Annotated in this window: 18 protein-coding genes; 11 read left to right on the top strand and 7 right to left on the bottom strand. The window is 70.3% G+C overall.

What is annotated here, in order from left to right; all coding sequences use genetic code 11:
* Window positions 1-23: 23 nt before the first annotated feature.
* Together ACFSVL_RS23165 and ACFSVL_RS23160 are read right to left on the bottom strand one after the other, a co-directional pair.
* Entirely contained in the window at window positions 24-824 is an 801-nt protein-coding gene (locus ACFSVL_RS23165) for an SDR family NAD(P)-dependent oxidoreductase (protein ID WP_378307435.1), read from the bottom strand.
* A complete protein-coding gene (locus tag ACFSVL_RS23160) occupies window positions 821-1,597 on the bottom strand; it encodes an alpha/beta fold hydrolase (protein WP_378307433.1) in 777 nt (258 codons plus the stop codon). The genes ACFSVL_RS23165 and ACFSVL_RS23160 overlap by 4 nt, the downstream gene beginning before the upstream one ends.
* 111 nt (window positions 1,598-1,708) lie before the next feature.
* On the opposite strand from ACFSVL_RS23160, the gene ACFSVL_RS23155 reads away from it, so the two are divergent.
* Window positions 1,709-2,614, top strand: coding sequence for a LysR family transcriptional regulator (locus ACFSVL_RS23155; RefSeq protein ID WP_378307431.1), 906 nt, complete (start codon window positions 1,709-1,711; stop codon window positions 2,612-2,614).
* A 37-nt stretch (window positions 2,615-2,651) separates the two neighbouring features.
* On the opposite strand, the gene ACFSVL_RS23150 is transcribed toward ACFSVL_RS23155, so the two are convergent.
* Window positions 2,652-3,581: a LysR family transcriptional regulator gene (locus tag ACFSVL_RS23150; protein WP_378307429.1), complete on the bottom strand. Its 930-nt coding sequence runs from the start codon at window positions 3,579-3,581 to the stop codon at window positions 2,652-2,654.
* 117 nt (window positions 3,582-3,698) lie between these two features.
* Between ACFSVL_RS23150 and ACFSVL_RS23145 the strand changes: the two genes are divergently transcribed.
* From ACFSVL_RS23145 to ACFSVL_RS23135, 3 genes are all read left to right on the top strand, one after another.
* Entirely contained in the window at window positions 3,699-4,568 is an 870-nt protein-coding gene (locus ACFSVL_RS23145; RefSeq protein WP_378307427.1) for an alpha/beta fold hydrolase, read from the top strand.
* On the top strand, window positions 4,565-6,007 hold the full coding sequence (locus tag ACFSVL_RS23140; protein ID WP_378307425.1) for an MFS transporter: 1,443 nt from the start codon (window positions 4,565-4,567) through the stop codon (window positions 6,005-6,007). The genes ACFSVL_RS23145 and ACFSVL_RS23140 overlap by 4 nt, the downstream gene beginning before the upstream one ends.
* Window positions 6,008-6,287: 280 nt before the next feature.
* Window positions 6,288-7,115 carry an IclR family transcriptional regulator gene (locus ACFSVL_RS23135; RefSeq protein ID WP_378307423.1) on the top strand — a complete coding sequence of 276 codons (828 nt, stop codon included), beginning with the start codon at window positions 6,288-6,290 and terminating at the stop codon, window positions 7,113-7,115.
* Here the strand turns inward: ACFSVL_RS23135 and ACFSVL_RS23130 are convergent.
* Window positions 7,082-8,101, bottom strand: coding sequence for a hypothetical protein (locus tag ACFSVL_RS23130; RefSeq protein ID WP_378307422.1), 1,020 nt, complete (start codon window positions 8,099-8,101; stop codon window positions 7,082-7,084). The two genes, ACFSVL_RS23135 and ACFSVL_RS23130, sit on opposite strands and share 34 nt — an antisense overlap.
* Window positions 8,102-9,463: an MFS transporter gene (locus ACFSVL_RS23125; RefSeq protein WP_378307420.1), complete on the bottom strand. Its 1,362-nt coding sequence runs from the start codon at window positions 9,461-9,463 to the stop codon at window positions 8,102-8,104. It abuts the gene before it with no gap.
* A gap of 160 nt (window positions 9,464-9,623) precedes the next feature.
* Between ACFSVL_RS23125 and ACFSVL_RS23120 the strand changes: the two genes are divergently transcribed.
* From ACFSVL_RS23120 to ACFSVL_RS23095, 6 genes are read left to right on the top strand one after another with little or no spacing between them, the layout of a single operon-like run.
* Entirely contained in the window at window positions 9,624-10,514 is an 891-nt protein-coding gene (locus tag ACFSVL_RS23120) for a DUF6282 family protein (RefSeq protein WP_378307418.1), read from the top strand.
* A gap of 39 nt (window positions 10,515-10,553) precedes the next feature.
* Window positions 10,554-11,420, top strand: a complete 867-nt coding sequence (locus ACFSVL_RS23115) for a hypothetical protein (RefSeq protein ID WP_378307416.1) — start codon at window positions 10,554-10,556, stop codon at window positions 11,418-11,420.
* Entirely contained in the window at window positions 11,417-12,193 is a 777-nt protein-coding gene (locus ACFSVL_RS23110; protein ID WP_378307414.1) for an HpcH/HpaI aldolase family protein, read from the top strand. The genes ACFSVL_RS23115 and ACFSVL_RS23110 overlap by 4 nt, the downstream gene beginning before the upstream one ends.
* A complete protein-coding gene (locus ACFSVL_RS23105) occupies window positions 12,190-13,029 on the top strand; it encodes an LLM class flavin-dependent oxidoreductase (RefSeq protein ID WP_378307412.1) in 840 nt (279 codons plus the stop codon). The genes ACFSVL_RS23110 and ACFSVL_RS23105 overlap by 4 nt, the downstream gene beginning before the upstream one ends.
* Entirely contained in the window at window positions 13,029-13,949 is a 921-nt protein-coding gene (locus ACFSVL_RS23100) for a BKACE family enzyme (protein ID WP_378307410.1), read from the top strand. The genes ACFSVL_RS23105 and ACFSVL_RS23100 overlap by 1 nt, the downstream gene beginning before the upstream one ends.
* Window positions 13,946-14,698 (top strand): SDR family NAD(P)-dependent oxidoreductase, encoded by a 753-nt coding sequence (locus ACFSVL_RS23095; RefSeq protein WP_378307408.1) that lies wholly within the window; start codon window positions 13,946-13,948, stop codon window positions 14,696-14,698. The genes ACFSVL_RS23100 and ACFSVL_RS23095 overlap by 4 nt, the downstream gene beginning before the upstream one ends.
* Before the next feature lie 332 nt (window positions 14,699-15,030).
* Here the strand turns inward: ACFSVL_RS23095 and ACFSVL_RS23090 are convergent, their stop codons facing one another.
* Window positions 15,031-15,702 carry a hypothetical protein gene (locus tag ACFSVL_RS23090; protein ID WP_378307406.1) on the bottom strand — a complete coding sequence of 224 codons (672 nt, stop codon included), beginning with the start codon at window positions 15,700-15,702 and terminating at the stop codon, window positions 15,031-15,033.
* Between the two features lie 43 nt (window positions 15,703-15,745).
* Window positions 15,746-15,949: a hypothetical protein gene (locus ACFSVL_RS23085; protein WP_378307404.1), complete on the bottom strand. Its 204-nt coding sequence runs from the start codon at window positions 15,947-15,949 to the stop codon at window positions 15,746-15,748.
* A gap of 157 nt (window positions 15,950-16,106) precedes the next feature.
* Here ACFSVL_RS23085 and ACFSVL_RS23080 point away from each other — a divergent pair, with 157 nt between their 5' ends.
* The gene (locus tag ACFSVL_RS23080; RefSeq protein WP_378307402.1) at window positions 16,107-16,739 is read left to right on the top strand and encodes a TetR/AcrR family transcriptional regulator; all 633 of its coding nucleotides are present in this window, start codon (window positions 16,107-16,109) and stop codon (window positions 16,737-16,739) included.
* Window positions 16,740-16,875 lie beyond the last annotated feature (136 nt).

The raw sequence follows: 16,875 nt of genomic DNA, 5'->3' as shown, positions 1-16,875 counted from the left end.
ACAGATCGTCGCGACGCCGAACTTCACGGCTGGGCCGCGTGTTCGACGGCGAGCGGGGTCTGGGGGAGCGGGGCGAGCTGCGCGCCGCCGCAGACGTGCAGGACCTCGCCGGTGATGAACGACGCCGCGGGCGAGGCCAGGAAAGCGACGGCTTCGGCGACGTCGCGGGGTTCCGCCATCCGCGGCATCGGCGTGATGGCCTGGTACTCCGCGGTGAGCCGCCGGAGCTGTTCCGCGTCGCGGTCGTAGGCGGTGAAGTCGGACAGAATGAAGCTCGGCGCGACCGCGTTCGCCGTCACGTTGTACTTCGCGAGTTCAGTGGCAAGGGAGCGGGTCAACCCGACGAGCCCGGCTTTCATGGTGGTGTAGGCGACCGGCCCGCCGGAAACCCAGTTGCGCGAGGCGATGTTGACCACCGCGCCGCTGTGCTGCGTCTTGAAGAACTCCAGTGCCCTGCTGACAAGGAACGCCGGGCCGCGCAGGTTCACTTCGCTCATGAGGTCCCAGTCGTCCGGGGACAGCCCGGCGAGCGTGGAGCGGCGGTTCACGGCCGCGTTGTTGACGATGACGTCGATCCGGCCGAAACGCCTTCCCACGTCCGTGATCAGATCCTCGATCGACTCGACGGACCCGAGGTCCGCGGCGATGCCGACCGCGGGCGGATCGAACCGGGCGCGCAGGCCGGCGGCGGTCGCGTCCGCCGCGTCCGCCTTGACGTCGGCCACCACGACGGCGACGCCGTCTTCGAGCAGGCGTTCGGCGATGGCGGCGCCCAGTTTTCCCGCGGCTCCGGTGACAATCGCGACACGGCGGGGTTCAGTCATGGTGTGCTTCCTTCTTTTCCGTCCAGGACAAGGAATTCGGCGATCGCGGCCACTACGTCGCCGGGGTGCTCGTAGTGCGTCCAATGCCCGCCCGGCAGGACTTTGACCATGGCGTCGGAGAGGAACTCGCGAGCCAGGCGGGCGCGTTCGTCGTTCCGGTAAATCGCGAGCAGCGGTACGGGAAAACCGGCGAAGAACTCCTTCGCCTGCGACAGGAAATGCAACGCCTCCGTACCGAAAGCGAAGTCGATGAACAGGTCGCGGACGGCTTCAGGCGCGGCCGCGACCAGGTCTCCGGTGCCGGGAAGCACGGGGCTCGGTCCGTGGCTCGCGAAGTGTTCGCGGGCGACCGCAACGGGATCCTCGCGCCGGAGCCGCTCGGCGACTCCTTCGATGCGGGCCCGGTCCTCGTCAGGAAGCCCGAACGCCGGGTCGATCGCGACCAGCCCGGCCACCGATTCCGGCTCCTGCCGGGAAAGGAAGGCCGCCACCTCGCTGCCCGCGGAGTGGGCGACCAGCACCACGCGGCCGAGACCGAGCCGGTCCGCCAGCGCGCGGACGTCCGCCGCCACGTGCGGCAGCCGCATGTCCGGCCCCGGCTCGGACTCGCCGTGCCCGCGCAGGTCCACGAGCACGACCGGCGCGATCCGTTGCAGGCCGGGCAGAACGGGCTGCCAGTCCGAGCGCGAGCGCGCCCAGCCGTGGACGAGCACGAACGTGAACGGCGCCCCCTCCGGCCCGGGCAGCCGCTCGAATGCCACCTCGACGGTCATCGCGTCCCTCTCCGGTCGTCTTCTCGCTGGGATGATCCTGTGTGACCAGCGGTTATAGATCAAATGCCGATCGTCCGACCCCGCCATGCCCGGGAGGCATATGCTCGGTGCATGCTGGAGCTGCGCCACCTCGACTACTTCCGCGCTGTCGCCGAGTACGGCTCCATCTCGCGCGCCGCGGCGGCCCTGCACCTCACCCAGCCGACGCTGAGCAGGCAGATCGCCCAGCTGGAGAAGAAGCTCGGGCATCAGCTCCTGCGGCGCACCGCGACCGGCACCGAACTGACCGCGGCCGGCGAGGGCCTGCGCGACCACCTGCTGTCCGTCTTCGAGCTGGTCGACCGGGTCCCCGAGGTTCTCCAGGCGGCGGCAGGCGCCCGGCATCTCGTCCACTTGGGAGTCCCGTCCGGGATCCCCGCGGGCTGGATCGAGGCCTACCTGAACGCGGTGCGCGAAGCCGCGCCGGAGATCCATTTCGCGATCGTCGAAGCGACCAGCGAGGAGCAGCGCCGGCTGCTGCTCAACGGCTTGCTGGACCTGAGCCTCGTGCACACCCAGCCGCCCGAACTGCACAAGGAACTCCTTTTCCGGCAACGGCTCGGCTGCGTTTTCCGCGAGGGCACCGGGCCACAGGACCGGGAGCAGCTCGACGTCACCGACCTCGGCGGACTGCGTGTCATGGCCCATTCCGCCAAGGGCGAAGAGGTCAGCCTGCGCACCGCGGCAACCGCGACCGGAACCGATGTCGACTGGCTGTTCCGCGCGTTCTCCGAGCACAGCGAACTGATCGCCACCAGCTCAGGGGTCGACACGGTGCTCATCGGCGCGACGTCCGCGCGGAAGTGGTTCCCCGCGTGGCGATGGATTCCGTTGCACGCGGAGCGTCCCGAGCACTGGATGCGGACGTGGGCCGCCTGGGCCGGCAACGACCTGAAGCACGGCGACGTGCTGCTGGGCTGTCTGCGGGACACCGCCCGGCGCTACCGGGACGACCCCACTTACGAGTTCAGCGGCTGATGCCTAGCCCGAAACCCTCCCGGCCGTCGCGCAGCAGTCACGAGGCGCCAAGCCCCGGATGCCGGGCGAGCAGTTCGTCGAGCCTGCCGCCGACGTCGGCGCAGTTCTGCCGGACCACCGAAAGGAAAGCGGCCAGCACCGGCGAGGAATCGGTCACCCGGAAGGACATCTGCAGATCCGGCAGCCGGAACCGCGGCTCGACGGCGCAGAACCGGATGTCCTTGCGCGCGATCAGCCGCATCCGCTCCGGACCGAGACCGACCCCCGCCGAACAGGCGGCGAGCCCGGCGATCGTGTGGATGTCGCGTGCCAGCGTGGCACCGTCGAGGGCGGCCGGCTCGAACACCGATCGGAGATAGGAACCCGCCGCGTCCGCGCTGGCCACGAGCGGCTCGCGGGCGAGTTGCGCGACGTCGACCGACTGTTGCCCGGCGAAGGGATGTCCTGCCGCGACCACGGCCACTAGATGGTCGGCGCCGATGGGCACGGTGACCAGGTGCTCCGCGCCGGCGCCACGGGGGCTGCCCCGTCCCACCGCCACATCCAGTTCGCCCGCGAGCAGCGCCGCGGATCCGGCGGAACTGTCCAGCTCCTGCAACGTCATCCGCACCTCCGGATGCGTCCGCCGGAACCGGCCGATCACCCCCGGCAACGGGTCGAGCAGCGCGGACCCGATGAACCCGAGCCGCAGCCTCCCGGTCTCCCCGCGCGCCGCGCGGCCCGCGTCGACGAGCGCGAGGCTCATCTCGGCAAGCGCGCCGCGCGCCCTGGCGAGGAACGCATCCCCAGCGGCCGTGGGAAAAACGCCGCGCGCGGTGCGGTCGAAAAGCCGCTCGCCGACCTCCCGCTCAAGCGCCGCGATCTGCGTCGACAACGGCGGCTGGGCAATGCCCAATGACGCGGCGGCGCGGCCGAAGTGCTGATGCTCGGCGAGGGCCAGGGCGTACCGGAGGTGACGAGCTTCCACGGCGTCATGATACGTAGAAAGTATCGAGAAGGCATTCTTGAGATATCGCGATGGATAACACGGCGCGGCGGGTGTGCTCTGGGAAGGTCCGTGATCGACGCTCCCGAAGGACCTCCAGTGACTCGACCTTCCTCGTCCGAGACCGTCCTCCTGCTCGTGCACGGTGCCTGGCATTCCGCCCTGCACTGGACGCCGACGCAGCGCGCGCTCGCGCGGCACGGCCTCGCCAGCGTCGCCGTGGATCTGCCCGGGAGCGGGCTCGGCGCGCCCGCCCCCAGCGGGTATTTCCTGCCCGGCCAGCCCGGTTTCGCCAGCGAAAGGTCAGCCCTGCACGACGTCACCATGCAGGACAGCACCGACGTCGTGCTCGACGCGCTCGTCAGCGCCCGCACCCGGTACCGGAACGTCGTCCTGGTCGCCCACAGCGCGGGCGGCTCGGCCGCGTCCGCCGCCGCGGAGCAGGCGCCGGAACTCGTCGACCGGCTCGTCTATCTGTCCGCGTTCGTGCCCGCGGGCCGGCCCCGGTTCGCCGACTACATCGCGGCGAAGGAGAACGCGGGCGCGGTCCAGGTCCCGCCCGTCGGCGATCCGGCCGAACTCGGCGCGATCCGGATCAACCCGCTTTCCCCCGACCCGGCCGTCACCGACGTCATCCGCCGGGCGTTCCTCGGCGATCTCCCCGCGGGCAGCCCGGAATCGTGGCGGCAGTTCCTGCACCCCGACCTCCCGTTCGCGAACTACACCACGCCGATCCCGGTCACCGCGGCGCGCTGGGGACGGATCGCCCGCTCCTATGTCCGGCTGACCGACGACCTGGCTCTGCCGCCCGCCACCCAGGACCTGATCATCGCCGAGGCAGACCAGCTGACGCCGGAGAACCCGTTCCGCGTGCACTCCCTGCCCGGCGGCCATTCCCCGTTCGTGACCCGGCCGGCCGAGCTGGCGACGACGTTCGCCGCGGTCGCCCTGGACCGGTCCCGCCAATGAGCTTGGTGCGTCTTTCGCCGCCGCCCCAACGACTTCTGCTGCCGGTCGTCCTCTCCGGCACCTTCGTCCAGCTGTTCAGCGTCACGGTCATGCAGGTGGGCGTGGTCGACGTTCAACGGGACCTGCGCGCCGGGCCCGCGGAGACCCAGCTGGTTCTCGCCGCCTACACCCTCACCTACGCGTGCTCGCTGCTCGTTTCCGCGAGACTGGGCGAAAAATACGGCTACCGCGGGATGTTCGTCACCGGAATGGCGTTGTTCACCGCCGCCTCGATCGGGGCCGCCGCCGCACCGGACGCGTGGACGCTGATCGCCGGACGCGCCCTGCAAGGCTTCGGCAGCGGTCTGATGGCACCCCAGATCCTGTCGCTCATCCAGTCGGCCGTGCCCGCGAACCGCCGTCCCGCCGCGCTGAGCGCCTTCGGCGCGACGATGGCGGCAGCCTCACTGGCCGGCCCAGTACTCGGCGGCGTGCTAACCCAGCTCAACCCGCTAGGCCTGGGCTGGCGGGCAGCCATGCTGCTGGTCGTCCCCGTCGGGATCACCGCCCTCCTGCTCTCGCCCACCCTGCCCTCCGCCCGCGACGACCACGAACCCCAGCGCGTCGATCCGATCGGCGCGACGCTGAGCCTGCTGGGCTTCGCGCTGCTGGTGTTCCCCCTGACCATGGGCCGCGAGACCGGCTGGCCACCGTGGACCTGGGCAAGCCTGGCACTGGCAGTGGCGTCGCTGACGGGCTTCGCGGTTTCCCAGCGCAGGTCGGCGGAACCGCTGGTCCGACCGTCCACATTGGCCGAACCCGTGACGAGGTGGGGACTGGTCGTCGTGCTGGTTTTCAACGCGGGCGTCCCGTCTTTCACCATGCTGCTGTCGATGCACCTGCAGGGCGCCAAGGGTTGGAGTCCACTTCAGACTGGCCTGAGCCTCACTCCCTACGCCGTAGGAGCACTGGCCGGAAGCCGCCTCGCCAGCAGCCGCTTCGGCCCTCGTGCGCTCGCCGCCTCCTCGCTCGCGATGGCACTGGTGTCCGCCGCCGTCCCGGTGCTCATCGACCACGACGACCTGCTGTGGCTGTACTGGCTCGCGCTGTGCGCCGGCGGGCTCGCCTTCGGGGTGTTCACCGCGTCGGCGTTCACTCAGGTCATCGCCAAGGTGCGCCCCGAGGCGGCGCCCTCGGTTTCCGGACTGCTTCCCACCGCACAACAACTGGGCGGAACGCTGGGCGTCACGTTCGCCGGCATTGCCTACACCGCACCGGCGGCGAGTTCGGGGGAGGCGTTATGGCACGCGATGATGTACGAGGCGGCGGTTTTCGCATTCGCTGCGGTGTGGGCGTTCGGGGGCCGTCGAGTGGGGGCGGCTGATGGGCGAAAACAAGAAGATTCGGGGTGCCCCCGGGGCGGTTCGGACGACATCTGCCTCGGGAGAAACGGCCTTTGATCTGCGGGTTTCCGCCGTGGTGGGGATGGCGATCCGCCGTCGGCGTGACGAGTGCGGTACAGGAGCGAATGGACCGGCATCTGTCGGAGGGCGGAGCCGGACCGGGTGGAAAAGCCGTGGGTCGTCTCGACGCGGTCGCCGAACTCGCCGCTCTCGCCCTGGCGGTCCTCGACCCGCCCTCGTGCTGAGCAGCGCCTCGTCCAGCCGGCGGACCCGCTGACTGTCACTGCGGGCGCAGGGAAACCCAGGGTCCGGTAGCCTGACGAGTGCTGTTCACGAAGTGAACAGCCAGATCAAGCTCACCGGCGGAGGCTTCGTGACCAAACCGACGCGATCCCGCGAGACTCGCGCCGACCAGGCGGACATCCAGGCGGTGAGCCGGGTCAGCCAGATCCTGTCGCTGTTCGACCCGGCCACGCCCGAGGTCACCGCGGTCGAGGTCGCCGAACGGCTCGGGCTCAACCGCACCACGGCTTACCGCTACTGCACGTCCCTGGTCGCGGCGGGGCTGCTGGAGCGCAGCGCAGGCGGCGGCTATTCGCCCGGCGGTCTGCTGTTGCAGCTCGGAGCGTTCGCGATCGGTCATCGGCGCGTGGTGAACCTCGCGCCCCGGCACATGCAAGCGCTCTCGCGTGCGACGCAAACCAGCGCGGTGCTGAGCCTCTGGGGGCTGACCGGGCCGGTGGTGTCGCGGGTCGAGGAAACGGTGTCCACGATCGTCGTCGTGTCCGTGCGGGTCGGCAGCCATTTGCCGCTCGACACCGCGCAGAGCAAGGTGTTCCTCGCCTATCACTCCGATCAGCTGTCGATGGAACGGCTGATCGGCACCCTCTCGGGCACGGCGCGCGACGAACTGCGCGCCGAGGTCGACCGGGTTCGCGAGGCGGGCTATTGCTCGGCGATGAGCACGCCGGGCATCGTCGCGGTGGCCGCGCCGGTTTTCGACGAGTACGGGATTTGCGCGAGCCTGGCCATCGTCGGTCCGGACAACACGCTGTCGATGTCGGACGACGCGCCCGAACTGCGCGTCGTCGTCGACACCGCCCGGGAGCTCACGCAGGAGCTGGGCGGGCACTACCGGCCGGACGACCGCCAGCGCGCGGTGTAAGGAAGCCAGGCGGGCGAGGGCAGCGGCATGATCTCGGCGTACTCGCGGGCCCCGGCGACCGCGCTGCCGACGAACTCGCCGAAGTCCTTTCCGCCGAGGCCTTCGCTGACGCCCGCGACCAGTTCGCGCAGCGCCGCGGGCCCGCCGATCCAGAGCGCGGTGACGACCTCGACCGCTTGCGCGCCCGACGCCAGGAACCGCAGCACGTCGGCGGCGGTCCGGGCGCCGTTGGTGCCGATCAGCGGCGCGTCCAAGGCCCGGAAGGCTTTGCTGACCCAGTACAAGCTCATCGGGAGGCAGCCGGGGGAGCCCCACGCTCCCCATGAGCCGAGCGCGGCATCACCGTCCACAGTGGGCAGAAACCCGGGGTACCGGCCGACGAGCCCGACGGCGTCGGCTCCGGCGGAGCGCGCCGCGCGGGCCAGCGCGACGACGTCCGAGGCCTGTCCGGGCAGCTTCACGAACAGCGGCACATCGACGGCGGCGCGGACCGTCCGCACCGCGTCGCGCACCGCGTCCGCTTCGGTCAGTTGGCGCACCGCGTGCGCCTCGCGTCCGTGCGGGGCTCCGATGTTGAGTTCCACCGCGGGCACCGCGGCCGCCATCGCCCGTCCGATCCGGGCCGCCTCGGCCGGATCGCCGAGGGTGATGCTGCCGAGCACCGGACATCCGCGCGGTGCGCCGTGGGCGACGGCGGCGGCCAGGGTTTCGAGCCAGTCGGCCAGTTCGACCTGCGCGAGCCCGGAACGGTTCAGCAGCCCGTCCCGCCGTCCGGGCGGACCGGCGCGGACGTCCCCGTCCGGGGAGACGAACGCGTAGCCGGCGATGTCCAGCTGCCGCCGCGCCGCGGCGCTTTCGTTCACTGATTTCGCCACGACCGCGCCGGCGCCCGCGTCGATGCAGGCGGTGAGCCCGTCGAGCGTCATGGTGAGCTCGGACGAGCCGACCCACACCGGGTTGGCCGAAGCGAGTCCTCCGACGTCCATTCAGGACAGTGCCGGGATCGTGCGGTCGTCGGCCATGTCGACGTCCTTGGTTTCCGGGCCGAGGAATCCGCCGAGGCTGATCAGCGCGCCCGCCACGACCAGCAGCACGGCCGGGGCCAGGTGCGCGGGCAGGACGCCGTCGAACCGCTGGAGGTAGAACTGGTAGAACGCGGGCGCGATGAGCGCGAGGCTGTAGCCGACGCCGTACCCGGTCGACCGGATGCTCGCCGGGAACCGCTCGGTCAGGTACGCCGCGATCGGCCCGAACGTGCCCACGGTGAACACCCCGATCACGACGCCGAAGCCGAGCGCGGCGCCGAAACCGCCGTGCGACACCATCAACAGGGTGTAGGCCCCGGAGCCGACGACGACCACCGCCAGGCCGTAGCCGATGTAGAACGGCCGCCGCCCGATGCGTTGCGACAGCAGGCCGAACAGCGGGTAGGAGATCGCGGCGGACGCGTTGATCACGAGCATGGTGAGCGTGACCTCCTTGCTGGACAGCATGAGGTGCGCTTTCAGCTGCGCCGGCGTCACGGCGGCCTCCACGTTCGTCGCCAGCCAGGTGCCGGTCATCAGCACGAACACCTGGCCCAGTGCGCGCGGGTACTTCACCAGCAGCCGCACGAGCGGCAGTTTGTGCTTCTCGCCGGTCAGCTGGACCGGCGGTTCGTGCACCTGCTTGAGGTAGTAGCGGAACAGCACGACCGCCAGCAGCCCGCCCACGGCGAACGGCACTCGCCAGCCCCACTGCACGTAAGCACTGTGCAACCCGGTCGCCGGCAGCAGTTCCAGCATGAGCAGGGTGAGCGCGGCGATCACCGCGTAGGCCGCGGGCGAGGTCGAGGTGATCACCGAGGCGTAGAGGCCGCGTTTGTGCTTCGGGCTCCACTCCATCGCCAGCGGCACCGCGGTGGTGTACTCGCCGCCGAGGAAGATCCCGTCGACGAACCGCAGCGCGATGAGCAGGCCGACCGACCACATCCCGATCTGCTCGTGCCCGGGCATGCAGGCGGTCAGCAGCGTGGTGACGCCGAACCCGCCGACCGCGACCAGCGTCGTCCGTTTACGCCCGACGGTGTCCGCGAAGTGGCCGAAGATCACCGCGCCGAGCGGGCGGCCGATCAGCGTCGAGGCGAACACCAGCGAGGCCAGCAGCGCCGTCGTGCTCGCGCTCAGATTCGCCGCCTGGAAGTACGCCGTAGCCGGAGCCAGCACGACGATCGGCAGGTAGATGTCGAACTGGTCGACGAAGTAGGCGAGCGTCCCGCCGCGGACGGCGGCGCGCACCTTGGCGAGGTCGGGGGTGTGCGGCGCGCCGGCGGGGACGGCGGTTTCCGCGGAGCTGGGCGGTGTGGACATCGGTGTCCTCCGGGCGGCTCGATCAATTCGAACTTAGTGTTCACAAAGTGAACCCAAAGGCACTCTAGGACGGGCGACTGCGGAGCACAAGCGTGGTCATGGGGTTGACATGTGGTCTTATAGTGAAATCCGACTTCATAATGCGAACGAAGGGTGCCTCATGAGCTCGCGTCCCGCTCTCGCCGCCGTTCTCGACGGACTGGTCGACCTGCACGTCCACTCCGGCCCCAGCCCGTTCCCCCGGCGGTTCGACCACGTCGAGGCCGCGGCGGACGGCGCCCGGATCGGGATGCGCGCGATGGTCGCCAAATCCCACCACCACAACACGCAGATGGACGTCCTGGCGATGAAGGGCAGGCTCGAAGGCGTCCAGGCCCGGGTCTTCGGCGGGATCGCGCTCAACAGCACGGTCGGCGGGCTCAACGCGCACGCCGTGCGGATGTGCCTGCGCATGGGCGGCAAGGTCGTCTGGTTCCCGACCATTTCGTCCGGCAGGCACATCGACTGCCATCCCGAGGACGGCGCCTTCCCGACCACCACGGTGCCGCTCACCCTGGAGCGGATCGACATCGTCGACGGCGACGGGCGGCTCAAGCCGGCGGCACTGGAGATCCTCGACGAGATCAAGGACCAGCGGGCGGTGCTCAACGGCGGCCACATGTATCCGGAGTACATCCGCACGCTGTTCCAGGAAGCGCACGAGCGCGGTCTCGAGCGGATGGTCGTGAGCCACCCGGATTTCGTCATCGGCGCCGACCTCGACCTCTGCCGGGAGCTGATCGGGCTCGGCGCGTTCATCGAGCACGAGGTCGGCATGTACGACCCCGAAGGCACCCAGAAATGGGACCCGAAGCACCTGCTGGCCTGGATCGAGCGGCTCGGCCCCGAGCACGTGGTGCTGGCGTCGGACTTCGGGCAGAAGTCGAACCCGAAGCCGGTCGACGCGTGGCTGCGGGTGAGCGAGGCGCTGCTCGACCTCGGCCTGCCGGAGAAGGACCTGCGTCGCGTGGTGCGCGACAACCCGGCTTACCTGCTGAACCTCGACGACTGACCGGAAAGCTCGAATCCGCTGCGCTGGAAGGACGATTCCGTGTACGACAAGGACGATCCCCGCTCGGCCCTCGCGACCGCGGACCGGCCGGACGCCGGCGGCGGCATCGCCGCCGCCCAATACCTCGACCTGACCGCCACGCCGATCGTGCGGGCGCAGAACGTCGTGCTCATCCACACCGACGCCCGTGCGGGCGACGACCTCGACAACGGCACGCTCGAAGGCGAACTCGCCGTCGTCGTGACCGGGGCCTCGCCCGCGTTCACCGTGCGCACCGGCTCCGGAGCGACCACAGTGGACACTCCGGGGCTGGTCGTCGTGCCGCCCGGCGCGTCCCGGATCAGCGTGCACGGCGACGGACCGCTCGTCCGCCTGGTCGAAGCGACCGAGCCCGCCTGGCGCGCCCGCGCGGCCAACGCCGGCGCGTACGCGCGGGATCACGAGCGCGTCGCACTCCTGCGGCGGTGGCCCGCACCCGCGGGCGAGCCGCGCGTGCGGGTGTACCCGCTGTCGGACGTGCCGGACGATCCGAAGCGGTTCGGCCGGATCTTCCGCACCCGCTCGTTCATGGTGAACTTCCTGCCGCCGCAAGACGGACCGCGCGACCCGCGCCGGCTCTCACCGCACCACCATGACGACTTCGAACAGCTTTCCCTTGCCGTGCAAGGGGAGTACGTGCACCACATCCGCACGCCGTGGCTGCCCGACCGGACCGGCTGGCGCGAGGACGAGCACGTGCGGATCGGCAGCCCGTCGGTGACGGTCATCCCGCCGCCGGCCGTGCACACGTCCGAGGCCGCCGGCCCGGGCGTGAACCAGCTGATCGACATCTTCAGCCCGCCGCGGCAGGACTTCTCGGAGAAACCGGGCTGGGTCCTGAACGCCGACGACTACCCGATGCCGTGAGCGCCGCGCGACGCACGGGCGGCGGCCTGTTCGGCCGTCCGGCGGCTCCGGTGGGCACGTGGCTGAAGATCGCGTCCGGCGAGCCCGTCGAGATCATGGCGTACGCGGGGTTCGATTTCGTCGTCGTCGACCTGGAACACGCGCCGCTCGACCTGCAGACCGCGTACCGGCTGATCAACGCGGCCGCCGCGCTGGGCATGACGCCGCTGGTGCGGGTGCCGGACAAGACGCCGTCGACGATCCAGAAGATCCTCGACGCGGGCGCGATGGGCATCCTCGTCCCGCACGTCGACACCGTCGACGAAGCGGCCGCGATCGGCCGCGCATGCCGGTTCCCGCCGCACGGCGTCCGCGGCGCCGGCGGCACCAGCCGGGCCGGGGCGTGGGGACTGCGCCCGAACGCGGAGTACCTCGCGTCCGGAAACGACGACGTGCTCTGCATTCCGCAACTGGAAAGCGCGGAGGCGATCAAGGCGGCGCCCGAGATGCTCGCACTGGACACAGTGGACGCGGTGTTCGTCGGCGCGGCGGATCTCTCGATGTCGATGGGAGCCACGCCGGCCTCGCCCGAGGTGCTGGAACTGGTCGCGTCCGCGATCGAGGCCGCGCACGCCGCGGGGAAGCGGTGCGGCCTGGCGTTCGGCGGAGTCCCGGAGCGGGCCGCGAGCGCAGTGCGGGACGGCTGCGATTTCGTCGTGCTGAGCAACGACACGACGATGCTGGCCGAAGCCGCGCGCGGGCTCGTCGCCGGGTTCCGGGAGGCAGGCGGGTGAGCCTCGTCCTGCCGCGCACCGCGCTGTCGATCGCCGAACCGGACAGCCTCGACCACGACGGGGTCGTGCGTTTCGTCCGCGCGCTCGAGGAATACGGCCACCGCATGGTCTGGCTCCCCGAGGTCGCCGGGCGCGAGGCGTTCACCACCGCGGCGCTGGTGCTGGCGTCGACGGACCGGCTGATCGTCGGGAACGGGGTCGCGCGGGCATTGGAGCGCGTGCCGAAATCCGCGGGCTCCGCGGCGCGCGACCTCGCCGCCGGGTACCCCGGCCGGTACGTGCTCGGTCTCGGCGTCAGCGGCGCGGTCCGCGAGCGCGGCACCGGGCCGCTGCCGTTCCTGCGCGGTTACCTCGACGGGATCGACCAGGTCGCCGGCGACGTGCCGCGGGTGCTCGGCGCCTACTCGGAGGGGATCACGAAACTGGCCGCGCGACGGGCGGACGGGCTGATCACCTTCCTCGTCCCGCCCGAGCACACCCGGTGGGCACGGAAAACGGTCGGCCCGGACCTGTTCCTCTCCGTCGTCCAGTGGGCGGTCGCGGGGCGCGACCGGGCCGCGGCGCGGGACGTCGCCCGCGAACGGCTCGCCTACTACCTGACGCTGCCGCACCAGATCGCGAAACTGACCAGGCTGGGCTTCACCGGAGCCGACCTCGCCCCGCCCGGATCCGACCGGCTGGTCGACGCGCTCGTCGCGTGCGGGACCCCGGAGCGGATCCGGGAATCCGTACAGGCCCAGTACGACGCGGGCGCCACCCAGGTCGCGCTCACCCTCGTCGGGCCGCTCGACGACGCGAAGCTCGCCGCTTACCGCGCACTCGCAGAGGAGAATTGATGCGCACGGCCGACAAAGTCATCATCACCACGGCGATCACCGGTTCGGTGAACGTCCCGTCCCAAAGCCCGCACTTGCCCTTGTCCGCCGACGAAGTGGCCGACGCGGCGATCCAAGCCGTCGAGGCCGGTTCCGCCGTCGTGCACCTGCACGCGCGCGAACCCGACGGGCGTCCCACCGCGGACCCGGAGGTGTTCGAGAAGATCGTCGGGCGCATCGCCGAGCAGACCGACGCCGTCGTGAACATCACCACCGGCGGCGCGTCGTCGATGACGATGGACGAGCGGCTGGCCGCCGCGCGCCGGCTGAAGCCCGAACTGGCGTCGATGAACATGGGGTCGATGAACTTCGTCTACTCGGGGATCGCGGACAAGGTGACCGAATGGCGCCACGAATGGGAAGAACCGTATGTGCGCAACACGTATTCGCATCCGTTCGTGAACACGTTCGACCGGATCGAGGACACCCTGCGCACCCTCGGCGAGGCGGGCACCCGCTTCGAGTACGAGTGCTACGACATCGGGCACCTGTATTCGCTGGCGTACTTCGCCGATCTCGGTCTGGCGAAGCCGCCGTTGCTGATCCAGGGCGTGTTCGGGGTGCTCGGCGGCATCGGCGCGGACCACGCGAACCTCGAGCACATGGTGCGCGTCGCCGACAAGCTCTTCGGCGACGACTACTGTTTCTCGGCCTTCGCCGCCGGACGGGACCAGATGGCGTTCGGCACGCACAGCGCGTGGCTCGGCGGCCACGTGCGGGTCGGGCTGGAGGACAGCCTCTGGATCGGCAAGGGAACGCTGGCGCGAAGCAACGCCGAGCAGGTCCGCAAGATCCGGGCGGTCGTGGAGGATCTCGGCAAGCCGATCGCGAGCCCGGCCGACGCCCGCGCGCTGCTGGGGCTGCGCGGAGGCCGGGCATGAGCCTGCTGACCGGGAAGGCGGTGCTGGTCGTCGGGGCCAGTTCGGGCATCGGCGCGGACGCCGCGCGCGGGTTCGCCGCCGACGGCGCCTCGGTGATGCTGGTCGCGCGCACCGCGGAACCCCTTGCCGCACTGGCGGAAGACCTCGCCGCCGGCGGTTGCGACGTCGGCTGGACGACCGGCGACGTCTCGTCCGCGGACAGCGTGGCCGCCTTCGTCGCCGCGACGGTCGCGCGGTTCGGCAGGCTGGACGGCGCCTTCAACAACGCCGCGGCGGGCCAGTCGGGCAGGCTGGACGAAGTGTCCGAAGAGGACTTCGACCGCATCATGGCGGTGAACGTCAAGGGAACCTGGCTGTGCCTGCGCGAGGAGATCCGGGCGATGGAACCGCGAGCGGCCGGTTCGATCGTCAACGTGAGCAGCATCGGCGGGGTGCGCGGCAGTTCGGGCATGGGCGCCTATCAGGCGACGAAACACGCGGTGATCGGCTTGACCCGCACTGCCGCGCACGATTTCGGGCCGCTCGGCATCCGCGTCAACGTGCTCGCTCCCGGCCCGACGGAATCCCCGATGCTGGACGACCTCCGCCGGACGATGCCCGGCGGGGTCGCGGCGAGAATCGCGGCCACCCCGCTCCGGAAAGCCGGGACGGGAGCCGAGGTCGGCTCGGCGGCGGCTTTCCTGCTGAGCGACCGGGCGAGCCACCTCAGCGGCGTGGTGCTCCCGGTGGACGGCGGATTCACGGCGTGACCGGGCCCGGCCCGGGGCGGCGGCGCTACGGCGTGTGGTCCGCCGCACGCAGGTGTTCGGCGAGACTGCTGTGCCGGAACTGGTACATCCCGCCGACCTGGCGAAGGATGCCGCGCGCGTGCGCCTCCCGGAGAAGCCCCACCAGCCGCAGCGGCGCCCAGCAGGGCGTGTTCGAGTGCGTCCGCCTCGCCCGTCAAGTGCGGCCGCGAGGCAGAGCAAACATGCGTCGGAAGGGGAAGCTGGGTTCTTCTCGCCGGCGTTTGTGCCGGGCGCAACGACCCGGCGCTCCTGCGCCGGACTGAGAGCTACGGGCACAGGACTAGACCTGCCGACTACGGTTTGGGAAGCCATACTGCGACTTCGGCAAGGGCGTCGAGCACTTCGTCGTCGACGTGGCCTCCGATGGTCTCCGTTTCAGCGATGATCACCTTGGTGCCGTCGCGGTGAGATTGATAGTGGTGGCCGGTGAAGTGAATCCCGGCGAGGCCGAGCAGCGCGCCGGCGAGTGGAGTGATGTCGCCGCTGCCCTGAACCGCTTCGAGGTTTTCGAAGGCGTCTGCGTCGGTGCGGTTCGCGAAACTGGTCCACGCCACGGAGATGACTGCGGAATTCCCCGCGGTGTCGCCGACGGCCAGAAGTATCCGGTCCAGTGATTTGCATGGGGCGCGGAGGAAGAAGTCGCGTACCTGGCCGGTGGATGCTGCGACGCATTTCAGGTCTCGCTTCACGGTCTTCTTCAGCGCCCGCATGCCCATGCGGTTCAGTGCTTCGTCGGCTTTGCCGGAACGTGCGGATTTCTTGCTTTCGTTCGTGCGTTTGCCGAGATCCTTCGCGTTCGCTGAACTGGCGGAGGTGGTGCCGGTTTCCGTTGCCGTCCCGCCTGCGCCCAGTACTCCGCTGGTTCCGCCGGCGAGCACGAGGGCGACGGCGGCCGCGGCGACGAGCCGGCCTGTGCCAGGGCCCGGGTCTGAGCCACCTCCTGCACCGCCGATACGTCGGTCCACGCCCAGCCCCCAAAGCCGTGTCATCACTGCAGGTGAGACGAGGCTACGGACAGCCATCAGTTGTTGCTGCCGCCGAACGGGCGACGTCCCGACGGCGGGAGGCAGTGAACGCGGCGTAGGTCGCGAAACCGATCTTGGCACCTTCGACGTCGAGAACCAGTGGTTCGATTCGGGGAGCCACCGTGTCCGGCTCTCGGAACTCAAACGCGTCGTACAGCGCCATCTGGGGCCCGGTGATGCGCGGCATCGCGGCAAACGCTCCTGGCAGATCTGGATTCTCGCTGTGCGAAGGAGTCGCCAAACACTGGACCGTGCTGCGCCTGAAGGCGCTCTCGGCGTCCAGCTGGGCCGGACATCGGAGACGGCCGACCTTCCCGGAAAGCTCCCGGCGTTACCATCTGCGCGTGGGCGACAACGTGTCGAATGAATCGACGGAGCTGCTTTCGGTGCGCGAGGAGCAGCGGAGGATGACGCGGCAGCGGATCATCACCGCGGCGCGGCAGGTGTTCGAGGAGCGCGGGTACGGCCAGGCTGCGATCGGCGACATCGCCAAGGCGGCGAAGGTCAACCGGGCGACGTTCTACCTGCACTTCACGAACAAGGCCGAGGTTTTCACCGAGGTCTACCGCGCGGTCCGCGAAGACCAGAGCGCGCAGTACTGGTCGCTGCTCGGGCGGGCGCTCGCCGAGGGCAAGGCGGCGAGCGTGCGCGCCTGGCTCGACGGGGCGCTGTCCTGGTGGGAGAGCCAGGCGGCGCTGCTGCCCGCGATCCACGAGGCGATGGCCAGCGATCTCGAGGTCGCGGCCCGGTGGAAGGACCAGATCGACCAGCTGGCCGGCGGACTGGAGGAGTACCTCGTCCAGTTCCCGCCGGCGCGGCGCGAGGAGCGGCGGCTGCGGGTCGAACTGCTGATGGTGCAGCTCGACCAGGTGTGTTTCCGCGCGATCGTGCAGAAGGTGTTCGTCATCGAACGGGACCAGCTGCTCGACGTGGTGACCGGGCTGTGGGTCGACGCGCTGGGGCTGAAACGCGCCTGACCGGCTTAGATCAACAACTTGATGCTTGACTCGACATAGTGTCGTCCTTATTCTTCCGGGGAGACCCGGCGGCAGCCCTGTGCCGTCCGGATCGCGGTTCTCTCCGGCTGTCGAGGCGTCGCCAGGGAAGGCGTCG

Origin of the sequence: Amycolatopsis silviterrae (genome assembly GCF_042684085.1) — a bacterium.
GTDB lineage: Bacteria > Actinomycetota > Actinomycetes > Mycobacteriales > Pseudonocardiaceae > Amycolatopsis > Amycolatopsis silviterrae.
The sequence above is the reverse complement of the archived record's forward strand: the minus strand, read 5'-3'. Positions and strand labels throughout refer to the sequence as shown.